Origin of the sequence: Halorussus lipolyticus (assembly GCF_029338375.1) — an archaeon.
Classification (GTDB): domain Archaea; phylum Halobacteriota; class Halobacteria; order Halobacteriales; family Haladaptataceae; genus Halorussus; species Halorussus lipolyticus.
Genome location: NZ_CP119804.1, coordinates 2,731,788 through 2,753,852 on the forward strand (window position 1 = coordinate 2,731,788; position 22,065 = coordinate 2,753,852).

The window sequence follows — 22,065 nt, forward strand, 5'->3', positions numbered from 1 at the left end:
CCTGCGGCCTGCGCGGGCTGTGACTTCCGAGCCACTCGTTCGCTCCGCTCACGAGGACCACCCACGGTGGTCTGGTCGGCTGGTCGCCTCCTCGGTGGTTTGATTGTCCGGCCGAAACGTGGTTGTCGGTCGGCAGTCGCGCACTCGAACCTGCCTCGCACGTCTGACCGCTTTACCAATCTTCTTGCCGGCGCTCGTCCGTAGCTACGGGCATGTCCGGGTCCGACGCTCGCTCGGCGTTTCGCTCCGGCGTCCGGGACGTGCTTCCGGCGCTCCCCGCCAACATCCCGTTCGGCGTCATCGCGGGCGTGGCGACGGTCGGCGCGGGCTTCGACCCGGTGCAGGCCGCGGCGTTCGCGGGGATGCTGTTCGCCGGGGCCGCACAGGTCGCGGCGGTCGAGTTGGTCGGCGAGCGCGCACCGCTGGCGGTGGTCGTGCTGACCGCGCTGGTGGTCAACCTGCGGTACCTGATGTACAGTGCTTCTCTCGGAGCGCACTTCCGGGACCTCTCGGCGCGGTGGAAACTGGTGGTCTCGTTTTTCCTGCTCGACGTGACCTACGCGCTGTCGGTCGCCAAGTTCGAGGGGCCGAACGCTCCGGACCCGACCGGCGCGGGCCGGTGGTACTACCTCGGGACCGCGGTTCCGCTCTGGACGGCGTGGGTCGGGTCGAGCGTCGTCGGCATCGTCTTCGGCGCGCGCGTCCCCCAAAGCTGGCAACTCGACTTCGCCATCCCCCTGCTGTTCATGGGCCTGCTCTTTCCGGCGCTTGACGGCGCGCCCTCGTACCTCGCGGGCGTCGTGGCGGGGGTCCTCGCCGTCGCGGGGGTCGGCCTCCCGTTCAACGTCGGGATTCTGGTCGCCGCACTCGGGGGCATCGTCGCCGGCGTGGTGGCCGAAGGCGTCGGCACGGGGGCGAGGGAGGTGCAAGAGCAGTCGTGACCGCCCAACCGCTCGGCGGTGTGTCAATCTGGCTGGTTGTCGTCGGGGCCAGCGTCGGCACCTTCGCCATTCGACTCTCGTTCATCGCGCTGTTCGGTCGCCTCGGCGAGGTCCCGCCGTGGCTGGAACGCGCGCTGAAGTTCGTCCCCGCCGCGGTCCTGACCGCCCTCGTGGTCCCGCGACTGGTCTACCTCGACGGTGCGCTCGCGCTGGGCGTGGATAACACGAGACTGCTGGCGGGGTCGCTGGCGGCGGTGGTCGCGTGGCGGACCGAGAGCATGCTCTGGACCATCGTGGTCGGGATGGGTGCGCTCTGGACGCTGGAGTGGCTTCCGCTCTGAGCCAGCAGTGCTTTTCCGACGGCCTCGGCGTCGAAGGCGCTCGATGCCGGAACCGAAGGACGCGCCGACTGTTCATCCGCAAGACAGGACGACTGTTCAATCCACGTGACGCGCCGACTGTTCAATCCACGTGACGCGCCGACCGTCCAGTCCACGGGACGCGCACCGCGAGCGCCAGTTGGCGCTCGCGGTGCGGGGAGGCACGGGGCGCGGTGCTGTGTCGTTACGGTGCTGTGTCGTTGCGTGCTGGTCCGTCCCGGCGCTCTCTCGTGGAACCCGAACGCTGGCTTTCGGGTTTCGGAGGAGCCTCCTCGACCAGCTCAGAGAAACAATTACACATCTTTAAAATACATATTTAATTCTAAAGGAATCAATATCATTTCCGAACGCCAACCCTTACCTCGGACCGCGGACAACTCGCTCGCATGAAACAGTTCCCGCCGGTTCCCCGCGCCGAGGACGCTCCCGCCGACCTGTTCGACTCCGGGCACCTCTGGATTCAAGAGCGAATCGACGGCCTCCACCTCCGGTTTCGCCTCCGGGAGTCGGGCGTCCTCGAATTCGGCGGCCGGGAACGGGTCTACGGTTCGGACGCTGACGACGTGCCCCCGCCGTACCACCACGCGGTCCGGCACGTCCGCGAGGAGTTCGACCGGGACGCGCTCCGGGCCTCGGTCGAAGCGCCCTCCTCGGTCGTCTTCTTCGCCGAGGCCACGGTCCGACAGGCTATCGACTACGACTGGGACCGGACGCCCGCGGTGCTGGGCTTCGACGTGTGGAACTCGTCGGACGACCGCTTCCTTCCGCCGGATTCGGTCGAACAGGTCTACGACCGCCTCGGTCTCGCCCCAGTCAACGCCGTCCAGAAGGAGGTCCGGGCTACCGACTTCGACCCCGAGAGCTACGAAATTCCCGACTCGGAGTGGTACGACGGTCCCGCTGAAGGCGTCGTGGTCCGGAACAAGACCGGCGGGCGCGCGGTGATTCCCAATCCCGATTTCGAGTCGGACGACGCCGAACCGCTCTCGGCCTCGGCCGACGACCTCGCCGACCGGTACGCGACTCGCCAGCGCGTCGAGGAGGTCGTTCGCAGATTGGAAACCCGCGACCGGCCCGTCACCTTCGACGCGGTTTTCGAGCGCGCGGTCGAAGCCATCGCCCGCGAGGAGTCCCACCGGTTTTTCCACGATGGCTCCTCGGTCGAGTGGAGCGCCTTTCGGTCGGCATTCGCAGGACGGACCCAAGAGTTTCTCGAAACTTAGAACGAGAGCGCGTCTCGTAGTCGGTCCACGAGACTACCGCTCGCAGAACCGGGGAGTTCGCGGGCCAGCGCGTCGAGTTCGTCGTCGCCGAACCGGTCGTCACTGCGGGCCTCGGCGAGCCACTGGCCCCACTCGTCGGCGGTCATGGTGCCCCGCGAGTCCTCGCCCCACTGCTCGACCAGCGCCTCGCGCTCCCGGAAAGGGATGTCCATCTCGCCGCCGCCCCAGTAGAGGGGCGAGAACTCGAATTCGTACTCGCTCGCTCGGGTCCCGTCGGCGTCCTCCTCGGCGTCCGGGAACCGGACGCGATACGGGTAGTTGTTGTAGAGGAACACGTCTTCGGGGGTGACGACATCCCCGTTTGGAAGTTCGAGTGTCCTGTCCATCTGCTGTGGGAGGCTACGGTCCGGGGACTTTTGAGGATTCTGTCGAGGACCGACTGGGGGTCACTGGCGACTCCTCTGGGGAACCGACGAACGAAAAGGCCTCGGCCGACTACTGGCCGTCAATGAACGTCGAATTTCTCGGCGGAGCGCGAGAAATCGGCCGGAGCGCGATTCTGGTCGACGATTCGCTTCTGCTGGACTACGGGATGGCCACCGGCAATCCGCCCTCCTTCCCGGTCGGCGACCACGACCCGGACGCCGTGGTGGTGAGCCACGGCCACTTAGACCACGTTGGAGCAGTCCCTTCCCTCTTATCAGGCGATGCCCGGCCGCCGATTCACTGGACTCCGCCGACCCGCGACCTGACGCGCGTGCTGGCCGAGGACACCCTCAAACTCCACGGCGGGAGCTACGACTGCCCGTTTACCCACACCGAGGTCAAGCGAATGAGCCAAGTTTCACAGACCCACGGCTACCGCGAGCAGTTCGAGGCCGCAGGCTACGAGATTACGTTTTTCGACGCGGGCCACATTCCGGGGAGTGCCCACGTCCTCGTGGACGACGGCGAGACCAGACTCCTCTACACCGGCGACTTTCACACCGAGGACACGCAACTGCTGTCGGGAACCACCGCCCGGCCTGAGGCCGACATCGTGATTACCGAATCGACCTACTCCGACGTGGACCACGACCCCCGAAGCGAGGTTGAGGACTCGTTCGCCGAGAGCGTCCGAACGACCATCTGGGAGGGTGGAACTGTCGTCGTCCCGGCGTTCGCCATCGGCAGAACGCAGGAGATACTGATGGTCTGCGAGGCCCACGGCCTCGACTGCTACGTCGATGGCATGGGCCAGCAAGTCACCAGAATCGCGCGCCAGTACCCCGAGTTCATCCGGGATTCAGATGCCCTCCAGCGGGCAAAGTCCAACGCTCGGTTCGTTACTGGCCGGGATGGTCAGCGCAAGCGAATCGCCGAGAAGAACACGGTCATCGTGACGACTTCGGGGATGCTCTCGGGCGGCCCGGCGATGACCTACGTGCCCGAAATCCGCGGGAGTCCGACGAACAAAATCGCGTTCACAGGGTATCAGGTCGAGGGGACGCCCGGCCGGGAACTGCTGGACTCCGGACGCGCCGAAATCGACGGTCGGGTCATGCCGGTCAGCGCACAAGTCGAGGCCTACGACTTCTCGGCCCACGCCGACCGCGAGGGCCTGTTGGCCTTCCTCGACTCCTACCGGGACGCCGAGGTGCTGGTGAACCACGGCGACCGGTGCGAGGAGTTCGCGGGGGAACTCCGAGAAGCAGACTTCGAGGCCAGCGCGCCGGAGTTAGGCGAGACGGTCGAAGCCTGACTTCTCGGCTCACCCCGTCTACTCCACGCCGAAGGGCAGTTCGTACTCCCTCGCCCTTCGCCGAATCTCGTCGGCGTCGCCGGTCGTCAGGTCGCCGTCCTCGTAGACGACTTGCCCATCGACCATCGTGAACTCCACGTCGTCGCCGTGGGCCGAGAAGACCAGATGCGAGAACACGTCGTGGAGTGGCACGGCGCGAGTGATGTCGGTGGTTAGGCCCACGATGTCGGCCTTCCATCCGGGTCGGAGTTTTCCGACGTTCTCGAAGCCAGCGGCCTTCGCGCCGTTCTCTGTCGCCATCTCGAAGACGAGTTCGGCGGGCGTGGTCGTCGGGTCGAGGTGTTCGACCTTCTGGAGGAGACTCGCCTGTCGCATCTCGGTGAAGGGGTCCAGCGTGTTGTTGCACGGCGGGCCGTCGTTGCCCAGCGCGACGTTGATGTCCCGGTCCACGTAGTCCACGATTGGCGCGATGCCGGAGGCGAGTTTCATGTTCGACGAGGGGCAGTAGGTGACGTGCGTGCCGGTCTCGGCCAGCAGTTCGCGCTCCTCGTCGTCGGTCCAGATGCAGTGGGCCAGCACCACGTCGTCGCCGGTCAGACCGACCTCGTGAAGCCACTCGATGTTCCGTCTGCCGGTCCGGTCCTCGACGGTCTCGATTTCGTCTTGGTTCTCGCTGGCGTGGGTGTGGATTCGAACGCCGTCGTACTTGTCGGCGAGTTCGCGGGAGCCTCGGAGGCACTCCTCGGTGCAACTCACGGCGAAGCGCGGGGTGACGGCGTACTGGATGCGCCCGTCGTGAGTGTCGTGATACTTGCGAATCAGGCGCTCGGTCTCGTCCAGCCCTTTCTGGGTGTCTTCGAGCAGGCCGTCGGGCGATTCGGTGTCCATCAGGACCTTGCCCATTCTGGCGCGGATGCCCAACTCGCCCGCCGCCTCGAAGGCCTCGTCTGCGTGGCGGACCGAGAGGTGGTCGATGGCGGTCGTGACGCCCGATTCGAGGAGTTCGAGGTAGCCCAACTCCGCCGCGATTCGCATCCCCTCGGCGTCGAGACCGGCCTCCATCGGAAGCACGTAGTCGAACAGCCAGTCGAGGAGCGAGGTATCGTCGGCGATACCCCGACCGAGCGACTGGACCGAGTGGACGTGCCCGCCGACCACGCCCGGCGCGAGGAGGTCGTACTTCTTTCGCTCGTGGTCGGGGTAGGTCTCGATTAGCTCCTCGCGGTCGCCGACGGCGACGATTTCACTGCCTTCGACGACGACTGCGCCCTCCTCGTACACCGTCTCGGCGTCCGCGACGACCGTTCCCTGAAGTAACATCCCAGAACGTGTAGGAACTGAATTCGGGAAATAGCTGTTGATTCGGAGTCGAGGACATTCAGATACGGACTGGCATCTACATGCTTTACTCGGTGTCACAGACACCTCCTCGGCGTCTGCGCGAGCGAAGCGAGTGCAGACTCGTCGGAGCTTGTCTCCGACGGTGGACTGAAAGGGCGAGGCCCGCGAAGGCTTTCGAAACCATCGCCGCTGTTTTCCCGGTTTCTCTCAACCACCTCCTGTCCAGAAGCGACGGGCTATTGCAAGTTGTCCGAGATGGACCACCTATACAACAGTTAGAGACATATATAGAATTGCTAAACAAATATTTTAATCTCTCTTAGCCTCCTTCTCATCTCTCGTCTGCTAGCGACCGAATCTCGTCGTCCAACCGCTCGAATCGCTCCCGTCGCCGGTCGTCGTTCGAGTCGGAGATGCGAATCTGAGGACGCTTCTCGATGTCGAACACCGCGTCCTCGTCCAAATCTGCGTCCTCGATAGCGTCCTTGAGCTTCGATTTGTCGAAGCCTCGGACCTCCTCGGGGTCCACGTCGGCGTCGGCGAGCGCGTCGCGGACCGCTTGCTCGTCCCGAACCCGGCGATACTGGTAGGTCGTGCGGTTGACGCTCCCGAGGTCGGCCGAGATACTTCTGTCCTCGCGGACCTGCTCAAGGAGTTCGTCACGAACCTCCTTCCGGGCGTCGTCGGCGGAGTTCTTCAAGTCCGCCAGCAGGGAGTAGAGGTCAGCCAACTGGAAGGTCCCGAGGTCGTCCAGCGACGAGAGGTCGTACTTCCGGGCGAGTTCCAGCAGGACCAGTGCGTCGCGCTCGAAGCCGAGTTCGAAGTCGTCCTCCTCGATGTCGGTCGCCTCGATTTCGGCCGAGTCGTGGGGCGTGCCGGGGGACCGCCCGGAGTCGGTGGCCGTGGAATCGGTCGAGGAGTCTCCGGTGGTCTTCTCGGAGGCTTCGCCACTCGCCCGGTCGCCGTCGAGTTCGCCGCGCTGGCGGCGCTTCTCGGTCATCACGAAGTCGCGGGCACCGTCGTAGTCGAAGCGGTCCCACGAGTGGGCGTCGTCGTTGCGTCTGCTGACGTGTCCGGCGACCGAGCGAATCCTGTCGCGGTAGGTGCAGTCGCCGACCGGGCACGGAATCGGGTCGTAGTCGGTCTCCTCGGTCATTTGGTAGGGGTTGGGTCGTGATTCGGGATAAACTTTCGTCGGCTAGGAAGGCCAGTTCGAGCTATCTGGAGTCGCGCCGGAACTGTCGTGACGGTGGCTTAAACTGTCGTGACGATGGTTTAGAAAGTCCGCGACCGGGCGGCCCCTTTCAGTCCACCCAGACGGAGGCTTGTTGCGCAGGCTGTAACTCGTGGAAAGCGGCACGAGCGCGTGCCTCACGCCTCCCCAACCTCCTCACTCCTTCGCGTTGCTCAGTCGTTCGTCCCTCGCGCGGTTCGGCGCGGCCACCAGAGGCCGCGCCAGCACGCGCCGAAGTGTGGGACATCCGTGATGATACGGTCGTTCTACTCCGCCGTCGCTTCGCGTTCGAGGTCGTAGGTCACGCCGGTCAACTCCTCGGAGACCTCCCAGAGGCGCTCGGCCCGGTCTCGGTCGTAAGAGATTGTGCTGGACCGCTGGACCTCGGGCTTGCCGCGCATGTTCATGAACCCGCCGGGACCGACGTACTCGCCGCCGTCGATGCCCCCGGCCGTGGCGGCGAACAGCATCGGGAGCGCGCCTTGCTCTTGGGATTGTGCGAGGAGCGCGTTCGCGGCCTTCATCGCCCAGAGCCGCACCGTCGAACCGGCCATCTCGGGGCCTCTGCGCTGGAGGTTCGTGTCGGCGTACCCCGGATGGCACGCCACGCTCACCACGTCCTCGACGCCCGACTCGTTGAGTCTGCGGTCGAGTTCGTAGGCGAACAGCACGTTGGCCAGTTTGCTCTGGGCGTAGGCGTCCCACTTGTCGTACTCTCGCTCACTCTGGAGGTCCGAAAAGTCGATGTCCCCGCGCTCGTGGACCCCACTGCTCTGGGTCACGACTCGCGTCTCGCCCGAAGTCTCCCGCAGTCGGTCCAGCAGGTGCCCGGTCAGCGCGAAGTGGCCGAGGTGGTTGACGCCGAATTGCATCTCGAAGCCGTCTGCGGTCTCGCTCCGGGGAATCGCCATCACCCCGGCGTTGTTACAGAGGACGTGCAGGTCGTCGTGAGCGTCCCGGAACTCGTCGGCGAACGACCGAACCGAGTCGAGGTCCGCCAAATCGAGTTCGGCCACTTCGAGCGACCCGCGAATCCGCCGGGAGTCCGCCCGCCGGATTTTGTGCGTGGCGTCCTCGCCGCGCTCCTCGCTCCGGCAGGCCATCACGACGTGCGCTCCCTTCTGGGCGAACGCTCGGGTGGCCTCGTAGCCGAGTCCGCTGTTCGCGCCCGTGACGACCACGGTTCGGTCGTCCATCTCCGGCATCCCGGCTATCGACTCGTTTCCGGTCCGCGATTCGCTCCCAGTCTGTGCCATACTCCGACTAAGAGCGCGGACCACTGAAAGCCATCGCCCGCTTTCGCCGACCTACTTCTCGCGCGCGACGACGAACCCACGGCACTTCGGACAGACCACCACCGAGCGCTCGTCGTAGGTCGCGCCGCAGAGCGTGCAGACGTACTTCCGGCCGTCGTCGGCGCGACGCCTCCCTGCAAGTCGGGTGAGAATCCTCATCGCGTCAAAGACGCTCCGGACGCGGAAAGCGATTTCTGCCGAGCGATGACCTGTCCGCCCGCTGGCGATTCGTCGCTCGTCGCCGACCCCGATTCCGGCACCTGCGGGCATCGTCCCAACCTGCGAACGTTGTCCCGACCCGCGGGCTTTTGACCGACCGGACCCATCGTTCGACCGATGAGCGACGAGCGACCCGACGAGGGACCGCCGACCGACCGGGAGTCGCCGGTCGGCCAGCCAGTGGTCCGGGGCGACGAGACAGTCACCGGACAGGACGCCGAGCAGGCCAAGGCCTTCGACCCGAACGACCCCGAGAGCGTGGCCGAGGCCGCCGAGACGGTGGGCCAGTTCGCCGACAACACCGCCGGAGGAGACGACAACGTGTTTATGCTCCGGGGCGCGGCGGCCTGCGCCGCACTCGTCCGTGGCGAAGGTTCGTACAAAAACGCCGCCGAACGCGCGGGCGGCGACGTGACCGTCGCGTTCATCCGGAAGTGGGCGCGAGTTCACGACCTGCCCCAGTCCATCCGGCGGTACGTCGCCATGGGTCACATCGCGCCGACAGCGGCCAAGCACATCGCTCGGGTCGGCGGCGAGGAGCGATTCGACCTCGCGTGGGCCGTCCTCGACGGCGACCTGACGGTTCGGGAGGTCCGGTCGGTCGCCAGTTCGGTCAACGGCGGCACACCGGTCGAGGACGCCCTGCGCGACCACGGGGTCGCCCCCGGCGAACTCTCGCTGTCGCTCCCGGCCGACACCTACCGGGAACTCCGCCGGACCGCCGCGCTGGAGGGCAAAGACCCCGACGAGGTGGTCGCCGAGGCGCTGGACGAGAAACTCTCATGACGAATATCAGATTACGTATTTCCATCCCATTTCGAGAATTATCGTAAGAAGAAGAAGAAAGGTCAGCAGATTATTTATTCCAGCAGTCCATCTCTCAGCATTAATAAAGTCATTAGGAAATCTACCTGATTCGTCTTTAATAATCTCTTGAACCATTGAGTCCGGTTTGGAGTCTTGGCTTTCTTCCGCGCTAAGTATCTTACTTAAAAATAGAGTTGAAATTGATGCAGGTAAGAGAAGAATTGTATCATAATAAAGCAAGTCGGCAAGATTCAAAGAAACAGTATGGAAATAGATCTGGGTAGCATAGTGACCAACACCAAGGGCCGCAGGTAGCCTCAGAAGTGCCATTTTAAAGTCACGGCGAGTAGAACTAATGAGATGCTGATTTTCATAGAAGGAAGACCGTAACTTTTCTTCTATTGGAATATAGTTAGATAATCCGCCGGTTTCTACCCTCTTTGTTTTTGATGTAAATAAATTTTCTTCGCTTAAATTTGGTTCTAATGGTGGGTTTGATACGATATTGTAGAGCTTATACATTCCAAATACCGCGAATATAGACGATAATAAGAACGTGAACATTGCAATCAAATAATTTAGTATGATGACAGCAGAAACAGTAGCAAATCCAAATATAAATCCGCTTGCTGATTGCCTAATCGCCTTTGAAGTAGGGAAAGATAATATCAGATCCGGGTCTATTGGTGATATTATTGTTGCTATAATCGCTAGTAAAGTGAGAAAGCCACTCAATAGTGCCAATGAACTGTTTTTTAATTGGTGGTATCTTTGTTGTTGCCACTCAACTAAAGTTCGAATATCTTCTTTCTCACCTATTATATTATTCACATCCTTGCCTTTCCCAACCATGTTAGAATGGTTTTCTATTCATCATATAAATCCACCTATCATAAGAGGTTATTTCGAATTTTTATTTTCTAAGAATTCCTTTACTGTCTCTGAAAGAACTTGCCCTGCCGTCAGTACGTCGTCCCAGACAATCGTCTCGTCGGGGAAGTGGGCCTGCTCGATGCTTCCCGGTCCGAACATCACGGTCGGGATGCCGGCGTCGATGTAGTGGCGGGCGTCCGCGCCGTAGGTCGCGCCGCGGGGGTCGGTGTCCGATTCGGGCAGTCCGTTTCGTTGCATGGCGCGCTGGACCGCGGTGACGACCGGTTCGTCGGCGTCGATTTCCGAGGGTTCGAACTGGACCGAGAATCGCTCGAATGCCGGGGGATGGTCGGCTAACCAGTCGTCGTTCGCCACGATTTCGGCGAGTCGCTGGTCGAAGGCGTCCTCGACCTCGGCGACTGTCTCGCCCGGCGCGACGCCGATTCGGAACTCGGCGGTCAACTCCGCCGGGACCGACGAGGCCCAGTCGCCGGCCTCGACGCGCCCGACCACGACCGGCCACGGCACCGGGAATCGTTCGTAGAGGGGGTGGGTCACCGACTCGCCGCGCTCGGTTTCCAACTCGCGGAAAGCCCGGCGAATCTCCTCGAAGTACGGAAGCACGTCAACCCCGCGCCACCGAGTCGCGGCGTGGGCCGACCGCCCGGTGAGGCGGAGGCGCTTCATCAGGCTCCCCTCGGCGGCCGTCACGGGCCGCAAGTCGGTCGGTTCGGCGATGACCGCGGCGTCGCGCTCGAAGGGGTAGGGGTTCGACAGGGCCGCCGCGGCCGCGCCGACGCCGCCAGCCTCCTCGCCGACCACGCTCTCGACCACGAGGCGGCCGTCGAGGCCCGAGGAGGCCGCTTCGAGATGCTTCGCGGCGAAGACGCAGGTTGCGAGGCCGGACTTCATGTCGGCCGCTCCTCGGGCGGTCAGGGTCTCTGTGCCGGTCTCGTCGTCTTTGCGCCACGTCGGTTCGAAGGGATTACTCGACCACGACTCGCGGGCGACCGGCACCACGTCGATGTGCCCGTTCAACAGCAGCGTCGGCCCGGCATCGGGGTTTCCGAATTCGAGGACCCCGCCCACGCTCGGCCGATTTGCGACCGGAATCTCGCCGGGGTCGTCCGGAAACGAGTCGTGGTCGGCGAGGAGGTCGGCGTCTGCGGTCCACTCGTAGGTCTCGAACCCGAGGTCGGCGAGTCGGTCCCGGAAATGGGCTTGGGCCGGGGCTTCGTTCTCCTCGGTGGTGTCGAACCGCAGGAGGTCCTCGGTCAACTCTCGGAGGTCGGCCTCGCACTCGGCGGCGAAGTCGTTCATGCGTGTTTCGACTGAGCAAGCGGGGGTAAAGGTTGTTACTCGCCGGGGTTGTACTTGGCTTCTATGAGAGGGATAATTAGACGTGTTTAGGACATATATTCCTATTTTTAGGAATTGTTCTGTTTGCTGAAAGGCAGAATATTGTTTTCGCCGGGGTTCTGTGGAGTCGGCGTTATCTCTCACCGGCGAGAGCGTAGCACCGAAGCGCCCTCCAAGAAATAGTAAACGTTTAACTGCGCCCGGTGCTATCGGTGAATTGAGGGCTGGTAGCTCAGTTAGGCAGAGCGTCTGGCTTTTAACACGGCACACCCGGATATTCCGGATGGTCGTGGAAGACACCAGACGGCCAGGGGTTCAAATCCCTTCCAGCCCGCTACCTTTTGCGACGAGCAACACGGCGAGCGCCTTGTGCGCTCGTCATTCCGCGAGTCGCAAAGTGCGATACTGGACGGATTTGAATGAGGCAAGTCGCATGCCCGGAAGCGTAGCGAAGCGAGCATCCCGGAACGTCTTGACGTAGTTCAAATCCCTTCCAGCCCGCTTTTCCGTCGTTCCAATCCTAGACTGTGATTTCTTTTTCAGGTTCAAGCGGAAAGAGTTAGCGACAGGAAACTAGCTTTAGACTTGAACACAGGAGTCTACAGCGCCCACACCACCACCGCACCTCGTCCTCCCCAGCCTCCTCGCTCACTCCCTGCGGTCATTCGCTCGTCCCTCGCACGAGGAGTGCGCGCAGTTCTGCGCGCACTCCCGCGCGCCGGAACGAAAATAGGCCAGACTGGAATGCCCCGAAAAGGACAACCAAACGAGGAGTCCGGTTCGAGAGAGAATCAACTCAGAACGCTCTCCGCCGAAATCAAACCGGCGTCTCAGCCTCTCAGACCTTCTCGAAGTCGCTGTTGACCTCGCCGTCCCGGTCGAGGTCGATGATGGCGTCGAAAAGCCCCATGAACTTCTCGACGTGCTCCTCGTCGTGGACGCCCTTCGAGAGGTGGAACAGGCCGACCGCGTCGTGTTCGCGGAGGAGGCCCAGAATCTGGCGAATCACGTCCCGAACCTGAGATTCGTCGGCGTAGTACGCCATCTCGGTGATGGAGTCCAGACTGATTCTGCGCTTGCCGTCGGTCTTTTCGAGGAACTCGCGGGTAATCTCCAGAATGCCCTCCAAGTCGTCGGGCGAGGACACGTAGTGGACGTTCTCAGTACTTCGCCGGGAGTAGCCGCGTTCGATGCTCAGCGTGTCCAGAATCTCGGCTTTGCTCTCGTCCACGTCGTAGTGGTCGAGTTTCTGTTTGACTTCGCGCGCGGTGGTTCGTGTCGAGATGACGAGGAAGTGGTCCGTGTCGGCTTTCAGGAAGTCGGTGTCGATGCGGTCGGTTTCGCCGGTACTCGGGTGCAGGAGGAGGACGCCGGTGCCGCCGGGTATCGTCTCGGGGGTGTTTTCGATGGCGAGCTGATAATCCATATCCACGGATAATACGTCGCGGCGACTTAAGAATGCGGGTCAACCGGCGATTCGGGAGGGGAATCGGCTCAGAACACGCTGTCTGCGGTCGCCGCGCCGACCACGCTGAACACCGCGCCGACGCTGACCGCCTGCAGGGTGATGCGGACCGTCTCCATCGAGGGTTGGCCGTCCACGAACGTTTCGCCGAGGAAGGTGCCGGGCGCGCCGAACGCCACCGAGAGGATGGCCACCGACCCGAACGAGACCACCATCAGCGAGACGAACCGCGTCGGGATACCCGCGACTTCGGACTCGCGGTCGGGGTCCCGGTCGTCGTCGGCCTTGTAGAGCGCGCCGTAGCCGATGAGAAACACGATGAGAACCGTCAGGAGCGCCTGCAAGGGCGTCATGTCGGTGGCGAGTACCCAGACCTCCTCGGTGACGACGAACGGACCCGCGAGGAGGAACCCGCCGACTATCTGCTGGGCCGAGTCGGCGAGCGCGTATCGCTTCTTTCGTCCGACCATACGCGCCGTGACACACCGCTCGGATAAAAGACTCTTGCCTGCCTCACCGGATGCGCCGGTCAGTCCGAGACGAGGCGGGCCACCAGCGCCAGCGGTGCCAGCAGGAGTCGCCCGAGGACGAGCAACTCGCGGGGGTAGGTATCGGGCTTGCGGACGTTCACCGGTCGGTCCAGTCGTCGGTCCGCTCGAACCGCGTTCGCGGCGTGCAGTCCGGTCGTGACCGCGCCCTCCATCGACACGAGGTCGGCGTGCGAGCGACAGTAGTCGCCCGCCAGATAGAGGTTCGAGAGACTGGTCGTGGGACCGGGCCGGTACTTCCAGATGCCGACCTCGTTCATGAACAGCGGTTCGTCGTCGTGGGGTTGCAGGTACGTTGTGCGAACCTCGTCGTCGTCGAAGTCGGGGAGATAGGGCCGCAGGTCGTCCAGCAGTTCGCTGGTCGCCGTCTCGTCGTCCAGTCCTCGAAGCGTCTCGTAGTCCGAGGCGATGAGGTTGAGGACAGTCCCATCGTCGTCCTCGTCGTTCCACCACTGGGAGACATCGACGTAAGAGAGACCGTACTCCGAACCCAGCAGGTTCACGTGGTCGCGGGGAATCTCGGGCAGTTTCCGGTCGAAGTGAACGTGGAGCGCCGCCATCGGGCGCGAGTCGAGGTACTTGAGGTTCGACAGTTCGGGTGCCGCCTCGTGAAGGTCGTCGTCAACGAGGTCCACGGCCTTCTCGACGGGGACGGCCAGCACCACCGACTCGGCCGACCGCTCGACTCGACCGTCGTCCTCGGTCTCCACGACCACCGATTCGATGCCCTCCTCGCCCGGCACGAGTTCGACCACCGGAGTCTCCTTCTCGATGTCGCATCCGAGTTCTCGGAGGCGCTCCTCGAAGGGGTCGATGAGGCCGGACTGGAGGTCGGTCCGCAGGATGCTGTGCATCGGTAGGGGGTTGCGTGCCCAGTAGCGCATCATGTTCCGCATCGTCATCGCGCTCACGTCGTAGGTCGGTACCGAGATGCCCTTGAGAATCAAGTCCTGAAATCGCTTGGCGACCGACTCTTTCCCGTAGAATCTGGACTTGAGAAACCCATTGATGGTGATTTGGTCGAGCGCGTCCCGGCGGCGGTAGGGTTGGGACATCAGGTCGAGCGAGGCGTAGAAGAACAGGAACATGTCCGTAGGCGACATGACGCCGGCCCGGAGGTTGTGAAAGAGGTACCGCGCCGAGGTGAGATTCCGGAAAGTGCGGTAGTTGGGATGGTCGCCGTCGCGCAACTGGTGGAAGTCAGAGACGCCCTCGAAGTTGTCCCGAATCCCCAGTTCGTCCACGATGCGCCAGACGTTCTCGTACCACTCCGGGAAGATATGATAGCCGTGTTCCTCGACGTTGCCGTCTACCATCGAAGCCCCGGCCTTCCCGCCGAGTCGGTCGGTGGCTTCCACGATGGTCGTGTCGCACCCGCGTCGTTGGAGTTCGTAGGCCGCGGTCATCCCGGCGAGGCCACCGCCGACGACCAGTACGTCCTCCTCGTTGCCCGAATTCATAATAATTTAGTTACTTAGTGACGGTAAAAGATTTTCGAGAACCGAACCCGTTTTGTGGATGAACCGACTCCACCCTTCCATGAGCGTCCGCGAGGAGTTCGACGATTGGGCGGCCGACGGCCGCGACAAGGGGATGGAGGACCGCCACTGGAACACCGCGAAGTACGTACTCGCTCGGATGCCGGTCGAGGAGGGCGAGACGGTCCTCGACCTCGGAACCGGAAGCGGGTACGCTGTCCGCGCGCTTCGAGACACCCAGTCTGCGGGCCGGGCCTACGGTCTCGACGGGTCGCCCGAGATGGCGCGCAACGCGACCGACTACACCGACGACTCGCAGGTCGGCTTTCTGGTCGGCGACTTCGACCACCTGCCCTTCGCCGACGACAGCATCGACCACGTGTTCACGATGGAGGCGTTCTACTACGCCAACGACCCCCACCAGACCCTTCGGGAGGTCGCCCGCGTCCTCCGGCCCGGCGGGACCTTCTTCTGCGCCGTGAACTACTACGACGAGAACGTCCATTCCCACTCGTGGCAGGACAACATCGAGGTGGAGATGACGCGCTGGTCGGCAGACGAGTACCGCGAGGCCTTCCGCGATGCGGGCCTCTACGTCGCCGAACAGGACAATATCCCGGACCGCGACACCGAGATTCCGGACGAAAGCGAGTTCCCCACCGACAGTTGGGACTCGCGCGAGGACATGGTTGAACGCTATCGGGAGTTCGGGACCCTGCTGACGGTCGGCGTCGCTCCCTGAACGCTACTCGCCGGCTAACTCGTACCTGTCGCCGTCTCGATTCACTGCTCCGTCTTCGACCATCTCGGTCAGCGCGCGCTCCACGTCACCCGGTTCCACGTCGGGACCGGCTAGCACGACATCCAGCGTCGCCTTGCTCACGGTGTCGGTCCCGCGCTCCTCCCGTTGGTCGGCGAGGACGCGCCGGATTCGGGTCTTCAGGTCGGACATGATTCAGGCCTTCTCTCCCGCGCGAATCTCGACTTCGAGCCAGTTCTCCTCGGGCGGAAGCGGGCAGGCGAACGTCTCGCTGTAGGCGCAAAAGGGCGAGTACGCGAGGTTGAAGTCCAGCGGGAGTTCGTCGGTGTCCGAGAGGTCGCCCTCGATTTCGAACTCCATGTATCGGCCGTCTTGGTGGGTCTGCTGGCCGGTGGTCTTGTCGCGGAAGGGGACGAACAGGCCGTCTTGGCCCTCCTGCTGGTAGGCTGAGAGTTCGAGCGACTCGGCGTCGTCGCCCTCGCCGAGTTCGAAGTGGAGCGTGGCGACTCGGAGGTATCGTTGCGGAGCGCCCGCGCTGACCTCCATCTCGACCGGTTCGGGTTGGTCGTGGGCCTCGACGCTCGCGGTGACGCGATAGTCGGGGTCGGGGTCGAAGTAGTCGAGGCCGTCGAAGTCGTCGCGGTCCTCGGGCGGGATGGGCGACTGGCGATGCTCGGCGAAGAAGTCGTCTTTCTGTTGGCGGTGGGACTGGAGTTGTTCGCGCCACTCCTCGGGGTCGAAGTCGTCGGACTCTGCGTTGTTCGCGCCGTCGGTCATGGTCGGCCGTAGTCGTTCGCGCCGGGTAATGTTTCTCATCATGCTGTCCGTGAATTCGCCGTGAGTCGAACGACGTACAGACCAACCGTCATTAACCCGCCGCAAAGAAATATTTAGATTGCTTAGATAAACATATAGATATGCTAAAATCACCTCTACAATTCTCGAAGAGATAGGACCGACTAGACGCTCTGACAATCTGTGGTATGAAAACCCGCACGGTGCGGCAACACCGCGCGGTACAAATGAAAGTCTGGATTATCTCTCTACTGTTGGTTGCGCTGATGTTGTCGTGTCTCCTCGGTCTTCGGTTGGTGCCGAGCCGTTGGGACTGTGTTGACTTGAAAGTCAGGCCTTGGGGTCTGACTGTGTCGGCGAAGAGTATCGACGACCCTGAGTAGGGGCGAAGGAAATCCGCCTTGGTGGGGTTGCAAGATTCCAGTCACGTTTTCCAGCAGTCGCCGACGAGAACGCGGGTCTTTTCCCGTCCTACTCCCTACCAGCGGTATGGACAAGCGCGAGCAGTTCCTCGCCGGCGAGCGACCCGAGGACGTAGCGGTGTTCCTCGCGGACTCGTTCGTCGACGGCGAGGGCGACGGACTGGCGAAGCACGGCGAGGAGGTCGAAGACGGCGTGGTCCTCGTCGTCGAGGGCGACCAAGGCCGAAGCGTGTTCAAGACTGCCACCGGCATGGACGCGATGGGGTTCGCAAAGCAGGCGATGGGCACCGAGGGCGGCGAAATAGCGCGGGACCTCGCAGGTGGCGACTGTCCCGACTGCGACGGTGACAGCGAGTTCGTCTTCGCCTTCGCCGAGGAGCAAAACGAGGAGGTCGGCGGCCTCTACGGTGAGGGCGATGTCATCCACGCCTACTCCTACTGCGAGTGCGGCACGGCGTATTCGGACAAGTGGGTCGCGGGCGACGAGGAGTAGCGTTCTTCGATAGTTTCGGTCTCGTTTGTAATCGGTAACGCGAAGACATTTTAGAAAGCCCCCGCCCGGTCACGGTCGCTCTGCGGGATATTTCGCGCCTCTCCGCACCGCCCGGCGCGAAATAGTGGCCCGCAGAGACGACCACGGGCCTCCGGCCCGCGACCGGGCGGCCCCTTTCAGTCCACCCAGACGGTCAGCCGTGCCACCGAGCGTTGCCGGTGGTCAGTATCGCCTCTGTTTTCCGTCAGTCGGAGACTTGGAGCGTCCCCGAGGAGCGCGTCGATTCTAGCCCAAGCCGTTTTCCCGCTCTCTGCCGCAGGACCGCCATGGGGGACTACGAGCGAGTCGCAATCGAGGACTGGAACGGCATCGTCAGCCACCTCCGCGAGTTCGCGGCGGGCGGCGACATCTCCGAGAGCGGCGAGGGCATCGAGATTGCGGTCGGAAGCGCCACCTTCTCGGTCACCAAGGACGGCCGGGTCTCTGCCGGAATGCCCCTCCACGACTTCGAGGACGGCGGCGTCGAGGCCCTCTACTTCGACCACGACGCCGAGGCCATCCGCGTCGAGGGCGGGGACCTCTCCTACGAGTTCCGGAAACCCTGAGGCACCCTCGACCCGCCGGCCTGTCGTCGTAAGCGGTTTCATCCCGCGGTGCCTCGACTTCGCCGATGACCGATTCCGAGGAGACCGGGGAAACTCCGCCGACGGACGCCAGCGAACCCGCCCCCGAGGTCGCCGCGGTCGGGAGCGCCCTCGTGGACCGAATGTACGCGCTGACCAACCTCCCGGAACCCGACGGCGGCGCGTTCGTCCGCGACGAGGAGACCGCAGTCGGCGGCGTCTCTGCGAACGTCGCGTCTGCACTCACTCGCTTGGGCCGGGACACCGGCGTCGTGGCCCGACTCGGCGACGACGAGGCCGCCGACCGCGTGCTGGCCGACCTCCGAAATCGGGGCATCGACGCCCGGCGCGTCCGCCGCGGAAACCCCGACGAGCAGACCTCCTACTCGCTGGTCCTCCGGGGCCCCGACGGCGAGCGCATGATAATCGCGGGCGGCGAGAGCGTCCCGAACCTCCGACTCGACGCCGCCGACCGTGACTACCTCCGAAACGCGGACCTCGTGTTCACCAGCGCCTACGCCCCGGACCCGGTGGTCTCTGCTCTCGCCGACGCCGCCGCAAATACCGGCCCCGACGACGATTTTCCGCCGCTGGCCTTCGACCTCGCGGGTCCGCTCTCGGAACTCCAGAATCGCGCCACCCGTCCGGAGACCATCGACGCCCTCCTGCCGGTCTGCGACCTGTTCGTCGCCAACGAGGTCTCTGCCCGGTCGTACCTCGGCGAGGACCCCCGCGAAGCAATCGAACTCCTCCGGGACCGAGGAGTCCGCCGGGCCGCCCTCACTCGCGGGACCGACGGCGCGCTCCTGCTAACCGAGAAAGACGAAATCATCGAAATCCCCGCGTTCGAGGTCGAGACCGCCGACACCACTGGTGCCGGTGACGCTTTTACCGCGGGCCTGCTCCACGGGTGGCTTCTCGGAAATCGCGCCCCGGAAGACGCCGGGCGATTCGCCGCTGGCACCGCCGCGCTCAACTGTACCGCCGAGAACGCCCGCGGCGGCCTGCCGACCGCGGAAGAAGTAGCGCAGTTCCTCGGAAGTTAGCGCACTTCGTCTGCGGCCGCGACCAACTCCTCGACTCGCTCGACCGAGACGGGGTTGGTCGTCTCGCCGCCCTCCTTCAGCGCGGTGCCGACGATAGCCCCGTCGGCGACTTCGAGCAAGTCGGCCGCGTTCTCGGGCGTCACCCCGCTTCCGATGAAAACGGGGGCGTCCAGTCCCGCTTCGTCCCGCGCCTCTGCGACCGCGGCGAGGTGGTCCGCCGGGACCTCGTGACCGGTGCCCGCGCCGGAGACGACCACGCCCTCGGCCAGTCCTCGTTCGATTGGTTCGGCCACGGCCTCGGCATCGAGGGGCCGGTCGGCGAGGGGGGCCGAGTGTTTCACGTCCAAGTCCGCGAAGATGGCGGCCTCGGCGTTCAGTTGTTCTCGGAGGCGGACCGTCTCGTGGGCCTTCCCCTCCACGATTCCTTGGTCGGTGACTCGCGCTCCGACGTGGACGTTTACTCGGACAAACTCGGCTCCGACTGCCGACGCGACCGAGAGCGCGGCCTCGGCGTCGTTCCGGAGGACGTTGATTCCGATGGGGAGGTCTACCTCCTCAGCGATTTCCGCGGCGACGCGGGTCATCGAGGCGACCACGTGTTTGGGCACGTCGTCGGGGTAGAAGGGCGCGTCCCCGAAGTTTTCGAGCATCAGCGCGTCAACGCCGCCCGCTTCGAGTCGCCGGGCGTCCCGCAGGGCGGCCTGCCGGACTCCTTCGAAGTCGCCCGAGAACTCGGGCGCGCCGGGCAGGGCGGGTAGGTGGACCATGCCGACGAGTGGCTTCTCGGCGTCTGCGAGGTTCGCTGTCGTCATTCCTCGGCTTCCGCCTCGCTGTCTTCGGTGTCTCCGTCTTCGGTCTCGGCGTCTTTGGCCTCTCCGCCTTCGCCCTCGTCGTCCCAGTCGAGATTGTAGAAAGCCTCGATGATGACCTGCTTGGCCGTCGCACCGCGGGTCGTCCAGTGGTGGGCGTAGTCGAGCATGTCGTCGTAGATTCGGGGCTTGCACCCCGCCGCCTTGGGGTGGCCGCCGCCGTTGACCTGCCGGGCGACTTCGTGGGCGCGCTCGAACTCGTCGGTGCCGCGGATGGAGGCGCTTCCGGAGGGTTTGACGATTACGGCGGCGTCGGTTCCCTGCTGGCGGAGGGCCTCGGCGACCTCGTTCTGGGAGCATCGGCCGTAGGTCACGCCGACTGTCCACGGGCCGATTTCCTCGATGTCGGCGCGGGCGACGGCCTTCTCGATGAGGGCGTCCTTCTCGACGCGCATCTCGGCGAGGAACTCCGCTACGTCCTCGGGGAGGTCAGCGCCGTGTTCGGCGACAGTTTCGATGTACTCCTCGGGTTCGGCCCAGTAGGAGAAGTCCGCGAGGTCGTCGCTTCGCTCGTCGTCCCGAATCCAGAGGTCGTGGTCGCGGGTGACCGCCGCGAGTTCCACGAGGTAGTCCGGGAAGTCGTAGTTGAGCGAGCGGACGGCCACGTCGGCGGTACACTCCTCGTCGCTGTCGCCGACGACCAACTCGACGCCCGCGTCGCGGACCGCCTCGGCCACTGTGTCGGTCCACTGGTGGTGGTCGTACCAGACGACTTCGCCCGCCTGCTCCACGAGGACCTCCAGCGACTCGCCCACTTCGTCGTAGGTGTCGGGGCAGAGGTCGCAGACGAAGACGGTCGCGCCGGGTTCGCTGTACTCTACGACTCGTTCGAGGGCGTCTTCGAGGTCGTGAGGGCCGGCGTCGATGAGCGCGCCCTCGCCGTAGGCCTCCCGGACCAGCGCGGTGCAGGCCAGTCCGTCGGCGTCGGGGTCGGCAACGATTGCGACCTCGGCACCGGTCAGGGTGTCCTCGGCCTCGGCCTCCTCTTTGGCCTCCTCGACCGAATCCGGGACGAAGAAGCCCTCGCCCGGCAGGATGGATTTGCGTTCGAGAGAGAGGTTGTCGTCGTCGATAACGTAGTCTTTCATGGGTTTCCATCCGGGCGGAGCGGGGAAGAATCCTCGGTTGTGGACCGGCACAGAGTGTGTGACAGGGTAACAGCCCGAGGAGACCGCCCGCCGCGGCGGACGCGCTCGGTGACGCGAACCACGAGCGAACGCTTGACCGGAGAACCACCGTGGTGGGGTGAAGGGGCCGGTCGGTCGCGTTCACTTTAGTCGGTCCACGACCCCTATCCGAGGCGGGCCGTGTTGAGAGCCGAGGATATGTCGTGGAGCGACCGCGAGCGGCCGGGGGCTTCAGAAGACACCACCACACCGATTCTGCGGCTTACGCTGATTCTGCTGTTCGTCTCGGTTCTACTTTTGACGGTCGCAGTCCCGTCGTTTCCAGAACCAGAATCGACGCCCTACCCTTCGTCCTCAAGTTGCCGCACAGTCAGCACCGGCACCGGACACGACCGCACCACCCGCTCGGCCACGCTCCCGATGAGGAAGCGATTCTCGCCGTGCCGACCGCGGGTCCCGGTCGCCACCACGTCGGCGTCCTGCTCGCGGGCGTACTCGGTGATTTCGGCCGCCGGGCGACCCTCGCGGACCGCGGTCGTGACCTCGCGCTCTGCGTGGTTCCGGACCGCATCGAGGGCGTCCTCGCCTTGGGATTCGAGCGCGTTGCGGAGTTCGTCGCGTAGCTCCTCGGGCGAGGAGTCCACCTCACCAGTATCCACCACGTAGAGCGCGTGGACCGAGGCGTCGAACCGCCGGGCGAGGTCGAGCGCGACCTTGACGGCGCGGGTGACGCTCTCGGACCCGTCCGTGGCGATGACGACGGAATCTATCATGGCCGGTCCTACTGTCGGGGGCCTCTTAAACTTCGGTGCCGGACGCTTCGTGGATGATTCGTGGCCTATCGGGCCGAAGATTTCTTAACGCTTTCCTAAAATCAAATATTATTGCTTTAGAATTGGTTTAGATTGCTTTCGTCAGTCAGTGGGATGGTACCGCCGCCGAGACGCGATAGAAGCGTCGGGGTAGAGACGTGGGAGAAATGATAGGCAGGGAGCATGGGAAGTGACGGGGAAGCTAACTTCAGGC

24 protein-coding genes and 1 tRNA gene are annotated in these 22,065 nt (G+C 63.9%); 10 read left to right on the top strand and 15 right to left on the bottom strand.

Features of this window, described 5'->3' with window-relative positions:
* The first annotated feature begins 212 nt into the window (after window positions 1–212).
* From P2T57_RS13750 to P2T57_RS13760, 3 genes are all read left to right on the top strand, one after another.
* Complete coding sequence (locus P2T57_RS13750; protein WP_276299786.1) at window positions 213–941, top strand: AzlC family ABC transporter permease; 729 nt, start codon at window positions 213–215, stop codon at window positions 939–941.
* Window positions 938–1,282, top strand: coding sequence for an AzlD domain-containing protein (locus tag P2T57_RS13755; protein WP_276299787.1), 345 nt, complete (start codon window positions 938–940; stop codon window positions 1,280–1,282). The genes P2T57_RS13750 and P2T57_RS13755 overlap by 4 nt, the downstream gene beginning before the upstream one ends.
* A gap of 425 nt (window positions 1,283–1,707) precedes the next feature.
* Window positions 1,708–2,544 (top strand): RNA ligase family protein, encoded by an 837-nt coding sequence (locus P2T57_RS13760; RefSeq protein ID WP_276299788.1) that lies wholly within the window; start codon window positions 1,708–1,710, stop codon window positions 2,542–2,544.
* Here P2T57_RS13760 and P2T57_RS13765 read toward each other — a convergent pair.
* The gene (locus P2T57_RS13765; RefSeq protein WP_276299789.1) at window positions 2,541–2,930 is read right to left on the bottom strand and encodes a hypothetical protein; all 390 of its coding nucleotides are present in this window, start codon (window positions 2,928–2,930) and stop codon (window positions 2,541–2,543) included. The two genes, P2T57_RS13760 and P2T57_RS13765, sit on opposite strands and share 4 nt — an antisense overlap.
* Window positions 2,931–3,052: 122 nt before the next feature.
* Here P2T57_RS13765 and P2T57_RS13770 point away from each other — a divergent pair, with 122 nt between their 5' ends.
* Window positions 3,053–4,285: an MBL fold metallo-hydrolase gene (locus P2T57_RS13770; RefSeq protein ID WP_276299790.1), complete on the top strand. Its 1,233-nt coding sequence runs from the start codon at window positions 3,053–3,055 to the stop codon at window positions 4,283–4,285.
* 18 nt (window positions 4,286–4,303) lie between these two features.
* On the opposite strand, the gene P2T57_RS13775 is transcribed toward P2T57_RS13770, so the two are convergent.
* From P2T57_RS13775 to P2T57_RS13790, 4 genes are all read right to left on the bottom strand, one after another.
* The gene (locus P2T57_RS13775; RefSeq protein WP_276299791.1) at window positions 4,304–5,605 is read right to left on the bottom strand and encodes a 5'-deoxyadenosine deaminase; all 1,302 of its coding nucleotides are present in this window, start codon (window positions 5,603–5,605) and stop codon (window positions 4,304–4,306) included.
* 352 nt (window positions 5,606–5,957) lie between these two features.
* Window positions 5,958–6,782, bottom strand: a complete 825-nt coding sequence (locus tag P2T57_RS13780; RefSeq protein WP_276299792.1) for a DUF7983 family protein — start codon at window positions 6,780–6,782, stop codon at window positions 5,958–5,960.
* 344 nt (window positions 6,783–7,126) lie between these two features.
* Window positions 7,127–8,065 carry an oxidoreductase gene (locus P2T57_RS13785; protein ID WP_276302114.1) on the bottom strand — a complete coding sequence of 313 codons (939 nt, stop codon included), beginning with the start codon at window positions 8,063–8,065 and terminating at the stop codon, window positions 7,127–7,129.
* Window positions 8,066–8,167: 102 nt separating this feature from the next.
* On the bottom strand, window positions 8,168–8,425 hold the full coding sequence (locus tag P2T57_RS13790) for a hypothetical protein (RefSeq protein WP_276299793.1): 258 nt from the start codon (window positions 8,423–8,425) through the stop codon (window positions 8,168–8,170).
* Window positions 8,426–8,491: 66 nt separating this feature from the next.
* On the opposite strand from P2T57_RS13790, the gene P2T57_RS13795 reads away from it, so the two are divergent.
* A complete protein-coding gene (locus P2T57_RS13795) occupies window positions 8,492–9,160 on the top strand; it encodes a DUF7119 family protein (RefSeq protein WP_276299794.1) in 669 nt (222 codons plus the stop codon).
* A 6-nt stretch (window positions 9,161–9,166) separates the two neighbouring features.
* On the opposite strand, the gene P2T57_RS13800 is transcribed toward P2T57_RS13795, so the two are convergent.
* Together P2T57_RS13800 and P2T57_RS13805 are read right to left on the bottom strand one after the other, a co-directional pair.
* On the bottom strand, window positions 9,167–10,033 hold the full coding sequence (locus tag P2T57_RS13800) for a hypothetical protein (RefSeq protein ID WP_276299795.1): 867 nt from the start codon (window positions 10,031–10,033) through the stop codon (window positions 9,167–9,169).
* A gap of 48 nt (window positions 10,034–10,081) precedes the next feature.
* A complete protein-coding gene (locus P2T57_RS13805; RefSeq protein ID WP_276299796.1) occupies window positions 10,082–11,374 on the bottom strand; it encodes a M20/M25/M40 family metallo-hydrolase in 1,293 nt (430 codons plus the stop codon).
* A 260-nt stretch (window positions 11,375–11,634) separates the two neighbouring features.
* Here P2T57_RS13805 and P2T57_RS13810 point away from each other — a divergent pair.
* Window positions 11,635–11,747: transfer RNA gene (locus P2T57_RS13810), tRNA-Lys, on the top strand.
* 504 nt (window positions 11,748–12,251) lie between these two features.
* On the opposite strand, the gene P2T57_RS13815 is transcribed toward P2T57_RS13810, so the two are convergent.
* From P2T57_RS13815 to P2T57_RS13825, 3 genes are all read right to left on the bottom strand, one after another.
* Complete coding sequence (locus P2T57_RS13815; protein ID WP_276299798.1) at window positions 12,252–12,839, bottom strand: DUF7090 family protein; 588 nt, start codon at window positions 12,837–12,839, stop codon at window positions 12,252–12,254.
* Window positions 12,840–12,907: 68 nt separating this feature from the next.
* Window positions 12,908–13,348: a DUF2391 family protein gene (locus P2T57_RS13820; RefSeq protein ID WP_276299799.1), complete on the bottom strand. Its 441-nt coding sequence runs from the start codon at window positions 13,346–13,348 to the stop codon at window positions 12,908–12,910.
* A 59-nt stretch (window positions 13,349–13,407) separates the two neighbouring features.
* Window positions 13,408–14,886, bottom strand: a complete 1,479-nt coding sequence (locus P2T57_RS13825) for a hydroxysqualene dehydroxylase (RefSeq protein ID WP_276299800.1) — start codon at window positions 14,884–14,886, stop codon at window positions 13,408–13,410.
* Between the two features lie 79 nt (window positions 14,887–14,965).
* Here P2T57_RS13825 and P2T57_RS13830 point away from each other — a divergent pair, with 79 nt between their 5' ends.
* Window positions 14,966–15,646 (top strand): class I SAM-dependent methyltransferase, encoded by a 681-nt coding sequence (locus P2T57_RS13830; protein WP_276299801.1) that lies wholly within the window; start codon window positions 14,966–14,968, stop codon window positions 15,644–15,646.
* 3 nt (window positions 15,647–15,649) lie between these two features.
* Here the strand turns inward: P2T57_RS13830 and P2T57_RS13835 are convergent, their stop codons facing one another.
* Both P2T57_RS13835 and P2T57_RS13840 read right to left on the bottom strand, forming a co-directional pair.
* On the bottom strand, window positions 15,650–15,856 hold the full coding sequence (locus tag P2T57_RS13835; protein ID WP_276299802.1) for a hypothetical protein: 207 nt from the start codon (window positions 15,854–15,856) through the stop codon (window positions 15,650–15,652).
* Window positions 15,857–15,859: 3 nt separating this feature from the next.
* Window positions 15,860–16,441, bottom strand: a complete 582-nt coding sequence (locus tag P2T57_RS13840; RefSeq protein WP_276299803.1) for a DUF1684 domain-containing protein — start codon at window positions 16,439–16,441, stop codon at window positions 15,860–15,862.
* 507 nt (window positions 16,442–16,948) lie between these two features.
* Here P2T57_RS13840 and P2T57_RS13845 point away from each other — a divergent pair.
* The 3 genes from P2T57_RS13845 to P2T57_RS13855 all read left to right on the top strand — a co-directional run bounded on the left by P2T57_RS13845 (window position 16,949) and on the right by P2T57_RS13855 (window position 19,043).
* Window positions 16,949–17,374, top strand: coding sequence for a DUF5807 family protein (locus P2T57_RS13845; protein WP_276299804.1), 426 nt, complete (start codon window positions 16,949–16,951; stop codon window positions 17,372–17,374).
* 326 nt (window positions 17,375–17,700) lie between these two features.
* Entirely contained in the window at window positions 17,701–17,979 is a 279-nt protein-coding gene (locus tag P2T57_RS13850; RefSeq protein ID WP_276299805.1) for a hypothetical protein, read from the top strand.
* A 65-nt stretch (window positions 17,980–18,044) separates the two neighbouring features.
* A complete protein-coding gene (locus tag P2T57_RS13855) occupies window positions 18,045–19,043 on the top strand; it encodes a carbohydrate kinase family protein (protein WP_276299806.1) in 999 nt (332 codons plus the stop codon).
* On the opposite strand, the gene P2T57_RS13860 is transcribed toward P2T57_RS13855, so the two are convergent.
* The 3 genes from P2T57_RS13860 to P2T57_RS13870 form a co-directional block, all read right to left on the bottom strand.
* Window positions 19,040–19,855 carry a BtpA family protein gene (locus P2T57_RS13860; protein WP_276299807.1) on the bottom strand — a complete coding sequence of 272 codons (816 nt, stop codon included), beginning with the start codon at window positions 19,853–19,855 and terminating at the stop codon, window positions 19,040–19,042. The two genes, P2T57_RS13855 and P2T57_RS13860, sit on opposite strands and share 4 nt — an antisense overlap.
* Entirely contained in the window at window positions 19,852–21,000 is a 1,149-nt protein-coding gene (locus tag P2T57_RS13865) for a DHH family phosphoesterase (RefSeq protein ID WP_276299808.1), read from the bottom strand. Before P2T57_RS13865 ends, P2T57_RS13860 begins: the two co-directional genes overlap by 4 nt.
* A 380-nt stretch (window positions 21,001–21,380) precedes the next feature.
* A complete protein-coding gene (locus tag P2T57_RS13870) occupies window positions 21,381–21,812 on the bottom strand; it encodes a universal stress protein (RefSeq protein ID WP_276299809.1) in 432 nt (143 codons plus the stop codon).
* Window positions 21,813–22,065: the final 253 nt, after the last annotated feature.